A 13749-nucleotide genomic window follows, 5' to 3' on the forward strand; every position below is an offset into this window, starting at 1 on the left:
TCCGTCGTACATAATTCGCTGCTTAGTACGTAAATCCTTCAATTTTCGACAAGATTTTTTGCAGCTCTTTGACAAATCGCTCTCGGTCTTCCTTGACCAGTTTTTTCGGGCCTTTCGTGTAACGTCCGCTTCTTCTCAATTTTTGTGCGACGTGACGGCGGAAAAGAGCATGATCGATGGTGTCCTCTTCGAAAAGAAAGCCTCTCTCCGTCATCACATAGACCTTTTTGCCAAGCAAAAGCGATGCCAGCCCGATATCTTGTGTCACGACGACATCACCTGGTCGAACATGGTTGGCAATGTACAGATCGGCTGCTTCTTTGTGCGGATCGACATATGTCCAATTCTCTTCTTCTTTCCTTGTGACTTGAAAATGCTCGAATGAAGCCACGAATACCACCTTAACGTCGAAATCCGCCGCTGTTTTAAGCACTTCATCTTTTACCGGGCATGCGTCTGCATCGACAAAAATCGTCCTTTCTTTTTCAAGAAGACTAATTCTCCATCCCTCCATCAATCTCCTGCTATAAATACAGGCAAAATCACACAGGTTTCAAAAATAATCGATCTATAAGAATTTGTCGAAAGTTTTTTTGGGGAAATTCTTGACACGATACCCATAATAGTTTATTCGTTCTGTACTAAGCTTAAACCTAAAAGTTAATTATTTTATCACAATTTTTTATTATAATACAAATGGGTTAAAGATGCTATCATTTTCACTTTTCCCAAAACCATCAAAGCAAAAACCCAGGATGGGGTGTCCTGAGTTTTATTCTTAGACCCTTTTTGTCATCATGTTGTGAATAATGTTGGCCGTTTCCTCTACCGCTTTATTTGATACGTCTACGACATTGCAGCCGATGCGGCCGACGATCTTTTCAAAGAACTCCAGCTCTTCTTTGATGCGGTTGATATTAGCGTAAATCGCTTTGTCGTTGAGGCCGAGCGATTTCAGGCGCTCCTTGCGAATATGGTTCAGCTTATCCGGGCTGATTTTTAACCCGATGCATTTAGCCGGATCAACGGTAAAGAGCTCTTCAGGAGGATCCACCTCGGGAACGATCGGAACGTTTGCCACTTTTAACCGTTTGTGCGCCAAGTATTGGGATAACGGAGTTTTGGACGTTCTCGACACGCCGATCAGCACGATATCCGCTTTTAAGATGCCCCTTGGGTCTCTGCCATCGTCATATTTTACGGCAAATTCGATGGCCTCTACCTTCTTAAAATAATCTTCGTCCAGCTGCCGGACTCTGCCCGGCTCATATTTCGCGCTGAAGCCGTAGGCCGTCTCCATTTTCTCAATCAGCGGGCCGATGATATCGTAATACACGACATTCGCCTTTTCCGCTTCGGCGATTAAAAAATCACGAATCTCCGGGACAACAAGCGTAAAACAGATGATGCCGCCGTCCGCTTCTGCCAGCGAGATCACTTCTTTTATTGTTCCGCGGTCTTCAACATAAGGAATCCGCCTGATGTTTGTCTGCTCGGATGAACCGTTAAACTGGCTGATAGCCGCCTTGACTACGAGCTCAGCGGTCTCGCCGACAGAGTCTGATACAACATAAATCGTCCGATTACTCATGATATCCCTCCATTTGAAGTTCACTCTACATGATTTCATTTTCAGATAAGCCGACTAAAATTTTTGTCATGTTCGTTTTCGTAATTCTTCCCACAACTTCATAGCCTTTTTCTGTATCTTTTACAACAGGCAGTGCGTCAATTTGTTTTTCGATAAGCATCTTGGCAATGTCCAAAATGAAATCGTCGCGCCTGCAAAGCGTAATGTTCGGCATTCTCGTCATAATGATATGGACGGGTATTGAAGGGAGCTCCTGTTTGCCGATGCTGGCTCTGAGCAAGTCTTTTCGTGAAAGTACACCGACTAAGATGGCATTATCATCAACGACAAAAAGCGTTCCTACGTCCTCTAAAAACATCGTGCAAATCGCATCATAAACGGAGACATTTTCATGAATGACCACCGGAATGGACTGGAAGTCTTTCACCTGCAGCTTTTTCAGCTTATCAGCCAAGAGCTGCGTACCCGTCTTTCCCGTGTAGAAATAACCGACCCGCGGCCTTGCTTCCAAAAATCCTGACATCGTCAATATCGCCAAGTCCGGACGAAGTGTAGCCCTTGTCAGATTCAGCTTTTCCGCGATATGTTCTCCGGTAATCGGCCCGTTCTCTTTGACAATCTGCAAAATATGCTCCTGACGTTTATTTAGTTCGATCGTACTCACCACCTTTAAGCCGAAGCTCACAATTCGTTCGATATGATAAAAGTCGATAACATATTATAACGCATATGAAGACTAAAATAACAGCAATTACAATTGAATTCTATGAAAAAGACAGGCACAATTTGACAAGGATGTGAAAAACCGATTTGAGCAAAAAGACGATTGCCAGCTTGTCAGCAACCGTCTTCCGCGGTGTTTATTTTACAATGATGGCATTGATGTTTGCAAAAGATCGGATCAGCTCCGCCAGGCTTGCCATTTGCGCCAGGCGGTTCGCTTTTAATCTTTCATCTTCGGCATGGACCATCGTGTGATCAAAATAAGCTTCGATCGGCTCTTTCAGCTTGGACAGCTCACTGAAGGCTCCCTCATAATCTTTGGCTTTGTAAAGGGTCTCTAATTGCTGTCTGCACGCCTCATAAGCTTTGAAAAGCTCCTCTTCTTGAGGGTTTTCAAACAGTGACGCGTCAATGGCGTTCGTTTCGCTCTTTTTGCTGATCGAAATAACCCTTGCCAGCGCTTCAGCCGTTTCTTTAAATTCCGGTTTTGCTGCAGCCGATTCAAGGACAGCGGCTTTTTTGACAGCCGAATACGGCTCAAGGTTCGAGCTTTCGAGCACGGCATCCACCACATCGTAGCGGATGTTTTCCGCTGTTAATACGTATTTGAGGCGCTGTTTAAAGAATTCGAGCAGTTCGCTGTTTGCTTCCTGTCCGGCAAACGCAGCCAGTTCTTTGAATGAAATGCCCCAGTTCCGGTCAAGCAGGATTTGGACGATGCCGCTCGCCTGTCTTCTCAGTCCATACGGGTCCTGAGATCCTGTCGGAATGACGCCGATTTTAAAGAATGAAGCGACCGTGTCGAGTTTATCCGCTAATGCGACGACGGCGCCGACGATTGATGAAGGCGTTTCCCCTCCGGCTTGTCTCGGCATATAGTGCTCATTGACAGCGAGCGCCACTTCTTCTTTCTCACCGAGCATCCGCGCATATTTTTCACCCATGATGCCCTGAAGCTCAGGAAATTCGTAAACCATGTGTGTCACAAGGTCGAATTTTGAAATGTGCGAAGCGCGCTTGATCAGCTGCACCATCTCTTGATCCGCACCGATGACTTCAGCGATCCGTTCAGCAACCGCCTCAGTGCGTCTCACTTTGTCTCCAAGCGATCCCAATTCTTCGTGGAAAACGATCTTTTCGAGTTTTTTCACATTCTCGTCAATGTTTAATTTTTGATCTTCTTTATAGAAGAAGGCGGCGTCTGAAAGCCTTGCTCTCAGTACTTTTTCGTTCCCTCTCGCCACGTTTTCAAGGGCGCGGCTGTCTCCGTTGCGGACGGTCACAAAGTAAGGAAGCAAATCGCCGTTTTTATCTTTGACAGGGAAATAACGCTGATGCTCTTTCATCGTTGTCACGAGCACTTCTTCAGGAATTGCGAGAAATTCCTTTTCGTAAGAACCGAACAGAACCGTTGGATATTCAACCAGATGGGTAACCTCATCCAGCAGATCCTCGTCTCTCGGAATGTCCCAGGACTTTTCAGCCGCCAGTTCGTCAAGCTGCTTAACGATCAGCTGTTTCCGTTTGTCCGGATCGGCAATCACAAACTGGCTTTCCAGTGCCGCTTCGTATTCAGAAGGTGCGTTCAAGCCGGCTGCTTTTCCGAGGAAGCGGTGACCCTGTGTTGTGCGGCCGGTTTCGACATGAGCGACTGAAAACGGAACGACTTCACTGCCGAACAGCGCGACGATCCATTTAATCGGCCTGATATATTTCAAATCTTCGCTGCCCCAGCGCATGTTTTTTGGAAAGTGGAGGCTTGTCACCAAGTCGCCGAGCTCAGGAAGTAATGAAAACGTATCCTGACCTTTTTGGAATTTTTGCACAAAAACATATTCTGTTCCTTTGATGTCTTTAAAATACAAATCTTCCGGACTTGCTCCTTGCCCCCGTGAAAAGCCGATGGCCGCCTTTGTCCATTCGCCGTTTTCGTCAAGGGCGATTTTCTTTGCCGGTCCTTTCGCTTCTTCTGTCACATCGTCCTGCTTCTCCGCCACGTTCTCGACAAGAACGGCCAGTCTTCTAGGGGAGTTATACAGTTTGACGGAACCGAAGGCAATATTTTTTTCCTTGAGCCAGCTTTCCAGTTTTTCACCAAGCTGAGTCATGCTGTCATGCATGAAGCGAGCCGGCATTTCTTCTAATCCGATTTCTAAAAGCAAATCTTGATTACTCATGTGAAGCCTCTTCCTCCTTCAGCATTGGGAAACCCAACTTTTCGCGTTCATCATAATACGTTTTCGCCACTTTTCTGGCCAGATTTCTCACCCTTGCAATATATCCTGTACGCTCCGTGACGGAAATCGCTCCTTTTGCGTCAAGCAAGTTGAACGTATGCGAGCATTTCAGTACATAATCATAAGCAGGATGGACAAGGCCCTGATCCATCTGGCGGTTCGCTTCTTTCTCGTACGTGGCAAACAATTCGAACAGCATGTCGACGTCAGATGTCTCGAACGTATAGACGGAATGCTCGTATTCAGCCATCTTGAACAGGTCTTTTATCGTATAGCCTTTCGTCCATTCGAGGTCAAAGACGTTTTCTTTGTCTTGAATATAAGAAGCAAGGCGTTCAATACCGTATGTGATTTCCACAGAAACCGGTTTGCACTCAAGCCCGCCGACCTGCTGAAAATAGGTAAACTGGGTGATTTCCATGCCGTCAAGCCACACTTCCCAGCCAATCCCGGCACAGCCGAGCGACGGATTTTCCCAGTTATCCTCGACAAAACGGATATCATGCTCCAGAGGGTCGATTCCAAGGGCTTTTAATGACTCTAAATAAAGCTCTTGAATATTGTCGGGAGACGGCTTAATGATCACCTGGAATTGATGGTGCTGATAAAGCCTGTTCGGATTGTCCCCGTATCTTCCGTCCGCAGGGCGTCTTGACGGCTCCACATAAGCGACTTTCCAAGGTTCAGGTCCAAGGCTCCGCAAAAATGTATATGGACTCATCGTTCCTGCACCCTTCTCTACATCATACGACTGTAAAAGTACGCATCCTTCATTGGACCAGTGCTTTTGCAGGGTCAGAATCATTTCTTGAATATTCAAATGAAGCACCTCCACAAAACGTGTTTTCAAGTTTAATTTTTGGCATAGGGCTGGTTTGAGCAGAAAAAAACTCCCGTCCCTATGCTTGTTTGCCCACAAACATAGGGACGAGAGTTCTCCCGCGGTTCCACCCTAATTGCTGAGAGGAAATGTCTCAGCCTCTTTTTTAAAAGTTGCTCAAGGAATGCCTTTCATTACGCTCTCATCCCCGGCTTTCACCGCCCCGGAGTCGCTTCAATGAGGCCATGCGCAATTACTTCTTTCCGTCAACGCAACGTCATTATTGAATCCAATCTTCATGACATGATCTTATAAAAAGATGAAGAGGTTGTCAACTTTTGTTTTCATCGCCCAGCATCTTTTTCATATTGTCCATTTGTTCCATGAAGCGCCGCGATTTCAGGTAGATCCCTGAGTACTCGTCATAGTACGTCTGAATGACCCTTTTCAGCTCATCCTTCGTCTCCTGTTTGACGGAGACATTTCCGAGCCTTGACAGGTCAAAATAAAAAAACAGCCTCAACAGCCTGGCGGATGCGGGAGACAGCGGTATCCTGTATGGATCTTTCGCAAAACAGCGGTGGCAGATAAAGCCGTTGTCGCGGATCGAAAAATGAAATGTGCCGTCTTTGCTTTTGCAGTGCACACATTCATCCAGCTCCGGATACAGCCCCATCACGCTGAGCATTTTAACTTCGATAAGGTTGGCGATAATGTCGGGATCTGTACCGTCATCGAGCCTCCTCATCGACTGAAGAAGCAGCTCAAATAAAAACGGATTCGGTTTCTTTTCCTCCGTTCCCTTGTCGATTAATTCAGCGATGTAGGCCGCATATGCTGTTAAAAACAGATCCTCGCGTATATGCCTCATGCTTTCGATCATCTCGCCCTGCTCCAATGTGCCGAGACCGGATGATTTGCGGAATAAAAAAGAAGCATAAAGGAACGGCTGGGAAATCGCTGACAAGCGGCTGTTCGGCTTTTTGGCGCCCCTTGCCAGCACACCGATTTTCCCGTGTTCTCTCGTCAACAGCGTAATGATTTTATTTGTTTCACCATAGTCGTTTGTACGAAGGACGATACCTTCACATTTCGTCAGCATATGTGCACCATCCAAAAATTGGAGGGGTCAAGCATGATCACAAAATTGGAAAGTCAATTTGCGCTAGCTCTTCTTCAAGTACTTCGGGTCTTTCCAGGTTCTCCTTTTCCAATTCTTTAAAAAGGAGGTACGTGTCTACGCTTCCTGTTTGTGAAAATACATTCCAAGTAAAATTCAACATAAAAAGCCCCACCTTTCTGTTTATAACTAGCTTTTTAAACATCCAAATTCTTAAGATTATCTTGACCTTGTATCCTCCATTTCATGTTAAACAATTTTTTCTAATATATCTTTGATTTCGAGAGATTTTGTCACGACTAAACCGCGGTCAAGCTCTGTCCGTTAATACTCGTCTTCTCTAAATCCAAAATCACGAAGCTGAGACATCTTGTTGCGCCAGTCTTTCTGCACTTTAACCCACAGCTCTAAAAACACCGATGATCCGAGCAGCGCCTCGATATCGGTTCTTGCCCGCTTGCCGATTTCTTTAAGCAGGCTGCCTCTTTTTCCGATGACGATCCCTTTTTGCGAATCGCGTTCGACGACGATGGTCGCGCTCACATACACAGAACCGTTTTCCCGTTCTTGAATGGACTCGATCGAGACCGCAATGCTGTGAGGGATCTCTTCCCTTGTCAGATGCAGCACTTTTTCCCGAATCAGCTCAGAAATGATAAATCGCTCCGGATGATCGGTCACCTGGTCACTCGGGTAAAACTGCGGACCTTCCGGCAAATAATCCTCAATTTGCTTTAAAAGCGTATCGATATTATTTCCCTCAAGGGCGGAGATCGGAACGATTTCCTGAAACGGATACCTGGTTCTGTACTCATCGATAAGCACAAGAAGCTCATCCGGATGAATCCGGTCGATTTTGTTGACGATCAAAAATACCGGCGTCTTGACTCCTTTTAAGCGCTCGATGATAAATTCGTCGCCTTTTCCGTAGCCTTCCTCCGCATTGATCATAAACAAGATCAAGTCGACTTCCTTTAAAGTGTTCTGCGCCACCTTCATCATAAAATCGCCCAATTTATGCTTCGGTTTATGAATGCCCGGCGTATCGATAAAAATCGTCTGGGATGTATCGGTTGTCAGCACACCTTGCACTTTGTTTCTTGTTGTTTGCGGTTTGTCGCTCATGATGGCGATTTTTTGGCCGATCACGCGATTCAAAAATGTAGATTTTCCTACGTTTGGTCGTCCGATAATGGAGACAAATCCTGATTTAAAGCTTTCCTGTGTCATGTAAGTCCTCCGATGAAAATGCTCCTGGCAGTAATTCTTGAACCGTCATTTCTTTGACTTGGCCATTCAGATTGGTTAAGATGACAGGCATATTTGCTGAACAAAGTTCGGAAATCACCTGTCTGCACGCTCCGCACGGCGACACCGGACCCGGCGTATCCGCAGCGACGGCAAGCATCTTAAACGATTTTTCCCCTTCCGAGTAAGCCTTGAACAACGCTGTCCGCTCGGCGCAGTTGCACAGGCTGTATGCAGCATTTTCAATGTTGCAGCCTTTGTACACCTTGCCGTCCTCAGTCAAAAGGGCAGCGCCGACTTTGAATTTCGAATACGGAACATATGCAAATTCCCTTGCTTTTAAAGCTTCTGCAATCAATTCTTGTTTAGTCAATGTGTGTATTCCTTCCTATAGCGGTTATGGTACCGCTAACACTTTTATTTTACATAAAAATGGCTTCTTTTTCACGCCCAAATCACAAATGTAAAATTTTTGTAAGAATTGCGCACAATGAAAGGCACGGCATCAAAACAATTTTGACAAAAAGATGAGTAACCCAATCATACACGAAACGGCCGCAAACACGCAAACCGCCCCGGCCGCCGCGTCCTTTGCCGCCTTTGCAAGCGGGTGGTTCTCTTTTGTGAAAAGGTCGATCGTATGCTCCACAGCCGTATTCATCAGCTCCAAGGCGAGCATTCCGCCGATCAGGATCAAGATGATGGTCCATTCGATCAGCGTCAGCCTGAAGAAAAAGCCGCAGGCGATCACGAGGATGGCGGCTCCAGAATGAATTCTAAAATTGCGCTCCGACATGAACGTCTTAACTATTCCTGTAAAGGCGTTTGAAAAACTCCATTTCAGACGGCGCCATTCGTTTTGTTTATGAGGATCTTGAGAGCCCATATCGATTCAAAATTTCCTTTTGCTTAGTGAACATCTCTTTTTCCTCTTCCTCTGTCATATGGTCATAGCCGAGGAGGTGCAAGAAGCCGTGAACCGTCAGAAAACCCAGCTCCCTCATCAGTGAATGCCCGTATTCTTCGGCCTGTTCCCGTGCTTTATCAGCGCTGATGATGATATCTCCGAGAACGGGCGGCATGTCAGCGCCGATAATTTCAATCTCTCCTTCGCCGTCTTCTTCAAGGGCAAATGAAATGACGTCAGTCGGATAATCTTTGCCTCTGTACTCTTTGTTGATTTTTTGTATCTCTTCATTGTTGACGATCGTAACCGAAACTTCGGCGCCGTCTGCGACGCCTTCCTCTGCCGCTGCGAATTGAAGAATTTTTTCAATTTCAGCAAGCTGGTCTTCAGGAACCCGTCCGGTCTCGTCTGTGATATCTAGAATTAAACTCATGTGTGTTTCACCTTCTGTTTAGGATTAGCTTCCGGATATTCGATCCGGGAATGAAAAATGCCTTTCAGCGTTTCGCAGAGCGTCTTCGCGATAATATTGAGCTCTTTTAAAGTCAAATCGCATTCGTCAAACTGCCCGTCCTGCAGCTTATCTGATATGATCCCGCGCACCAGCTTTTCAATCCTTTCGGGATTCGGGTTATGCATTGAGCGGACGGCTGCTTCGACGCTGTCGGCCACCGAGATGATCGCCGCCTCTTTTGTCTGGGGCTTCGGACCAGGATAGCGGAACTCTTCTTCAGTCGTCTGATCGCCTTTTTCTTTCGCCTTATAGTAAAAAAACTTGAGCAGCGATGTGCCGTGATGCTGTTCGGCGATGTCGACAAGCTCCTTCGGCATTTTATGATCCCTCAGCATATCGGCGCCGTCTGTCGCATGGGCAATGATAATGTTTTTGCTCAGCTGCGGAGAAAGCTTGTCATGCGGATTATCAATATTCATTTGGTTTTCTATAAAGTATTGGGGCCGCTTTGTCTTGCCGATATCATGGTAATAGGCTCCGACTCTTGCCAAAAGCCCGTTTGCTCCGACAGCTTCACATGCCGCCTCCGATAAGTTCGCGACCATAACGCTGTGATGGTATGTGCCGGGTGTTTCCGTCAGAATTTTGCGGAGCAGCGGATGGTTCGGGTTTGAAAGCTCGAGAAGCTTCATCGTGGACAGTATCCCAAAGCCGCTTTCAAAAAACGGCATGAGCCCGAGCACAAGAACTGACGATCCGATGCCGGACACCGCTCCCATGACAAGGTATGTACCCATCTCAAGTCCGGTTTGCGCCGTGTTTTGAATGAGCTGCAGGGTAAACAGGACGACGATGTTGATCAGGGAGACAAACAAGCCGGCCTGGAGGATTTTCGCCCTCGCATTATGCTTCCCTAAAAACAGTATACCCGCCATCGAGCTGATCAAGAAATACGTTCCGATTCCATAGTTAAACGTGCCTGTCACACCTTGGTTAAACATCATGCTTCCGCAAATGGAAAGGATCATGCTCGACAGGATCGCCAGCCTTTCATTGATCAGCAGTTTAATGAGCATCACGCCCATCGCAATCGGCACGAGATAGCCGATATGGCCGATTTCAAGCTGCTGAAAAAGACTGATCACTTCCATGACGATTAAAACGATCGCTGTAATCAATGAAAACAGCATGAGCGACTTATTTTTCGGAATCCGGCTGCTGTACTGCTTTTCGAAATAGTAAACCAAAGCTGAGATGAAAAGCGCGATTAAAAGCAGCAGTCCGCCGACAGGCTTGAAGATGTTGGCTCCGCTTAAGAGTCCTGTCAGTTCAAGCTTTCGATAGACTTCCCTGTCGATCAGCTGATTTTCCTCAACGAGTATCTGCCCCTGCTTGATCTGCACCTGCTGCACGCTGTCAGCCGCTTCCTGACGCTTCTGCTCCGTCTTGTCAGGATCGTATACATAGTTGGGAATGATTGCAAAGCGTCCGATTTCATCAGCGGCGTTTTTTAATTTTGAAGGTATCGAATTACCCTTCAGCTCTTTCGTTACATGCTCTTTCGCTTCATCAAGCTTTCCGGCGCGGATTTCTTTGCTCATCACATCATTGACGGCGGTGATGACCGAATCCTGTGTCATGGAAAGCTCTCCGTCGCTGGCCTTCAGCAGGTGTTTGACTGAATCCTGCGACAGCGAGTCCGTCACATCTGAAGTCAGCTTTTCTTCGACAGATTTGATCTGGTCTTTTTCTGATGGGGCCTGCTTGTCTTTTTTCTCTTGTTCTGCGCTTTCTTTTTTCACTTCTTTAAAGATGTCGAATATTGATGAGACAAGGTCGACCCTGTTGTCAGAGTACTCTTTTTTCAAGGTGTACTGGTCGGGAACTTCTTCTCTTGCTTCCTGCTTTTTATTAGCCGTTGCCTTTTGATCTTCGACAGTCGCCGGCGCATAGATCGTATTCTCGCTGATCGAAAATAAATCGAGGTCGAGGGACTCGGGCCTCACATGGAAAAACAGCAGGATGAACATCAGCGCGGATAAAGCCGCATAAAGAATGACGGGGAGGAACCGGCCGTTTTCCAAGCGGATGGGCCGAAACTTTCCGTCTCTTTTTTTCTTTTTCAACAAAAGCACCTCTTTTCCCGCGAGAAACTAAAAAATGACCCGATAACGGGCGATCGGGCCATTCGGAATTATTTTGACTTTTCGTATGCTTCAATAATACGGGCGACAAGCGGATGTCTGACCACGTCCGTCTGATCCAGTTCAACAATTGAAATGCCTTCGATATCAAGGAGCATCTTTTTTGCAACGGCAAGCCCCGATGTGACGCCCTTCGGCAAATCGATTTGCGTAATGTCGCCTGTAATGACCATTTTAGAACCAAAACCCAATCTCGTCAAAAACATTTTCATTTGTGCCGGTGTCGTATTCTGCGCTTCATCCAAAATCACAAACGCGTCGTCGAGCGTCCGCCCCCTCATGTAAGCAAGCGGCGCGATTTCAATCGTTCCTCTTTCAAGCAGCCGTGCCGTATGGTCCGTTCCGAGCACGTCATGGAGCGCGTCATACAGCGGCCTTAAATAAGGGTCGACTTTCTCCTTTAAATCCCCCGGCAAAAACCCGAGGCTTTCCCCTGCTTCAACAGCTGGTCTTGTCAAAATGATTTTTTTGATGCGTCCGTTTTTCAGTTCATGAACGGCCTTTACGACAGCCAAATAGGTTTTCCCCGTTCCTGCAGGGCCGATGCCGAAGATTAAGTCGTGCCTTTTCATGGCGGCGATATATTCTCTTTGACCGATGGTTTTGACTCTGATCGGTTTTCCTTTGGCGTTTTTCGTAATTTCCTCTTCGTACATGCTTTCAAAAAACTCAAGCTTCTGCTTTTTCGCCATCTTGATCGCATACAAGACATCGCGTTCTGATATCTCGATTCCTTTGCGGATGAGATTCAAGAGGGATGCAAGCAGGCTGTCCACGATTTCAAACGTTTCTTCGTCTCCGGTCACATAGACGGTTTCACCGCGCGTGACAATCGAAATGTTCAGCTCTTCCTCCATCAACTTCAAATGGGAATCCTGGTTCCCAAACAGCGCTTGAGCCTCGTTCGGACTTTCCAGTTGCTGATGAATCGCAAGTAAGTGTTCTGTCATTCTTTAGTCTCCTGAACAATTGGTGTTGTTTGAACAATGTCTTCAATAACCTGGTAAAGGATGATCAATTTAACTTTACCATTCTCACTCGTTTCGTGCAAAACTTTTTCACTGATAATGTTCCCGTCGCTGCCGATTTTTTTCCTGATGTCTCTTTTTCCCATTTCGATCCCTTCAAGGACCGCTTCTTTTTTCGAGTACACCCTTTTGATTTGTTCGCTCTCCCTCGTATGTTCCTTTTCATACGCGACAGGAAGCGTAAAATTCATAAAATGCAGCGAGTGTTTTTCGGTTTCTGTCTTCGGGCGCGAGAACTCTTCTTTTTTAAAAGAAAAGCCCCAGACAGGCACGGAAAAAGAACCGAAGGATAGCTTGTGACTTGTCCTTACTTTACCCGTAAAAACGTCAAATGATGTCTCAAGAGGAACCGTTACCTTTGACTTGTACCAGGTTTCACCGTAGATTTTCCCTTTGGCTCCGACTTTTTGCTTTTCCTCTTCGCTCCCGATCAGTCCGGAAACGAGCATTTGCCCTTTTTCAACATGCTGGTTCACGGTGACAAGCGGCTCGCCTTTTTCTACGAACATTTTCGAGATGGTCGCCCCTTTTTTGGCGACGATGTGCCTCGGGCCAATATATTTTTCTTTGTCAGGTTCATTTTTTTCAACCACTTTCATGTGAAGGGCCGTGCCGTTTAAATCAATGCCCACCCAGGTGATGTTTTCGACACGCTTTGTAAGCGCCTGCTGAATTTTTTCCGGGGTCAGCATTGTAAACTGAAGGCGGCCTTTTTTGACGCCGATTTGATTCAAGTGCTGTCTGATTTGATGTTCTGTCTCCGGATTGGCTCCTGTTATGTCAATTTTCCAAAGCATGTTGGACAATAAAAACATGATGATAAAAAAAGCAGCAATTCCAATAGTGAAGCCGCTATTCCGTTTAGACTTCTGCACAAGGAAAGGGAAACCTTTTCGTCTGACCAAGCGGCACTTGCAGTCAAAATCCCTTATGACCCTCCGGAAGGCATGTACATCAGAAAGCGGAATATAAAGAAAGACAGCGTCTTTCTTTTTCTTTACGTTAAACATCGGGATGCTGCGCCTGGTGCATTCATTTAATAATCGTTCGATCCCCTTTCCCGTTATCTCAAGCTGGATCTTTCCTGAAAAAAAAGAAAGCCATTTATTTTTCACGATTCTTTCCCCCCGACTTATGAATCGATATAGCGTACGAGCTCAATCGTGCCTTCAAGCAGAATTTCCTCAGGCAAAATCGTTTTGATGACAAAGTTTTTGCCTTGAATGATGCACTGCCCCTGTTTGAGCATCAGCCTTACTTCGGTATCGCTGAAAAGCAAAAGCCCTCTGTGGTTTTCAATATATATGTGAAGTCTTCCTATCATCGTGATTCTCGGAAGATCCATCATGACATCAGGGGGAATTTCCAATGTTCTTGTCAGCCACGCTTTGATGCGGTTTTTTCTTTGCGCCATAAA

15 protein-coding genes are annotated in these 13749 nt (G+C 46.2%); all 15 read right to left on the reverse strand.

The features are described from left to right. Nucleotides 1–22 precede the first annotated feature (22 nt). Nucleotides 23–514, reverse strand: coding sequence for a YaiI/YqxD family protein (locus tag MHI30_RS13495; protein ID WP_020452236.1), 492 nt, complete (start codon nt 512–514; stop codon nt 23–25). 264 nt (nt 515–778) lie between these two features. Beyond that, nucleotides 779–1591 (reverse strand): pyruvate, water dikinase regulatory protein, encoded by an 813-nt coding sequence (locus MHI30_RS13500; protein WP_020452237.1) that lies wholly within the window; start codon nt 1589–1591, stop codon nt 779–781. Between the two features lie 25 nt (nt 1592–1616). Further along, nucleotides 1617–2255 carry a helix-turn-helix transcriptional regulator gene (locus tag MHI30_RS13505; protein ID WP_025804968.1) on the reverse strand — a complete coding sequence of 213 codons (639 nt, stop codon included), beginning with the start codon at nt 2253–2255 and terminating at the stop codon, nt 1617–1619. A gap of 196 nt (nt 2256–2451) precedes the next feature. Beyond that, the gene (glyS, locus tag MHI30_RS13510; protein ID WP_075752272.1) at nt 2452–4491 is read right to left on the reverse strand and encodes a glycine--tRNA ligase subunit beta; all 2040 of its coding nucleotides are present in this window, start codon (nt 4489–4491) and stop codon (nt 2452–2454) included. Continuing rightward, the gene (gene glyQ / locus MHI30_RS13515; protein WP_075752270.1) at nt 4484–5371 is read right to left on the reverse strand and encodes a glycine--tRNA ligase subunit alpha; all 888 of its coding nucleotides are present in this window, start codon (nt 5369–5371) and stop codon (nt 4484–4486) included. Before glyQ ends, glyS begins: the two co-directional genes overlap by 8 nt. Nucleotides 5372–5702: 331 nt before the next feature. Then, a complete protein-coding gene (recO, locus tag MHI30_RS13520; protein WP_075752269.1) occupies nt 5703–6473 on the reverse strand; it encodes a DNA repair protein RecO in 771 nt (256 codons plus the stop codon). Between the two features lie 37 nt (nt 6474–6510). Continuing rightward, nucleotides 6511–6654, reverse strand: a complete 144-nt coding sequence (locus MHI30_RS13525; protein WP_003183626.1) for a YqzL family protein — start codon at nt 6652–6654, stop codon at nt 6511–6513. A 161-nt stretch (nt 6655–6815) separates the two neighbouring features. Beyond that, complete coding sequence (gene era, locus MHI30_RS13530) at nt 6816–7721, reverse strand: GTPase Era (RefSeq protein WP_023855242.1); 906 nt, start codon at nt 7719–7721, stop codon at nt 6816–6818. Then, on the reverse strand, nt 7702–8112 hold the full coding sequence (locus tag MHI30_RS13535) for a cytidine deaminase (protein WP_065644190.1): 411 nt from the start codon (nt 8110–8112) through the stop codon (nt 7702–7704). Before MHI30_RS13535 ends, era begins: the two co-directional genes overlap by 20 nt. 132 nt (nt 8113–8244) lie before the next feature. After that, nucleotides 8245–8625 carry a diacylglycerol kinase family protein gene (locus MHI30_RS13540; RefSeq protein ID WP_075752267.1) on the reverse strand — a complete coding sequence of 127 codons (381 nt, stop codon included), beginning with the start codon at nt 8623–8625 and terminating at the stop codon, nt 8245–8247. Further along, nucleotides 8603–9079 (reverse strand): rRNA maturation RNase YbeY, encoded by a 477-nt coding sequence (ybeY, locus tag MHI30_RS13545; protein WP_075752265.1) that lies wholly within the window; start codon nt 9077–9079, stop codon nt 8603–8605. The genes MHI30_RS13540 and ybeY overlap by 23 nt, the downstream gene beginning before the upstream one ends. Next, the gene (locus MHI30_RS13550) at nt 9076–11130 is read right to left on the reverse strand and encodes an HD family phosphohydrolase (protein ID WP_237562614.1); all 2055 of its coding nucleotides are present in this window, start codon (nt 11128–11130) and stop codon (nt 9076–9078) included. Before MHI30_RS13550 ends, ybeY begins: the two co-directional genes overlap by 4 nt. 164 nt (nt 11131–11294) lie before the next feature. Next, nucleotides 11295–12254 (reverse strand): PhoH family protein, encoded by a 960-nt coding sequence (locus MHI30_RS13555; RefSeq protein ID WP_017474322.1) that lies wholly within the window; start codon nt 12252–12254, stop codon nt 11295–11297. After that, on the reverse strand, nt 12251–13447 hold the full coding sequence (gene yqfD, locus MHI30_RS13560) for a sporulation protein YqfD (protein ID WP_075752261.1): 1197 nt from the start codon (nt 13445–13447) through the stop codon (nt 12251–12253). Before yqfD ends, MHI30_RS13555 begins: the two co-directional genes overlap by 4 nt. Nucleotides 13448–13464: 17 nt before the next feature. Further along, nucleotides 13465–13746, reverse strand: coding sequence for a sporulation protein YqfC (gene yqfC / locus MHI30_RS13565; RefSeq protein WP_020452247.1), 282 nt, complete (start codon nt 13744–13746; stop codon nt 13465–13467). Nucleotides 13747–13749 lie beyond the last annotated feature (3 nt).

It is taken from the genome of Bacillus sp. FSL L8-0528 (assembly GCF_038593085.1).
Classification (GTDB): Bacteria; Bacillota; Bacilli; order Bacillales; family Bacillaceae; genus Bacillus; species Bacillus paralicheniformis.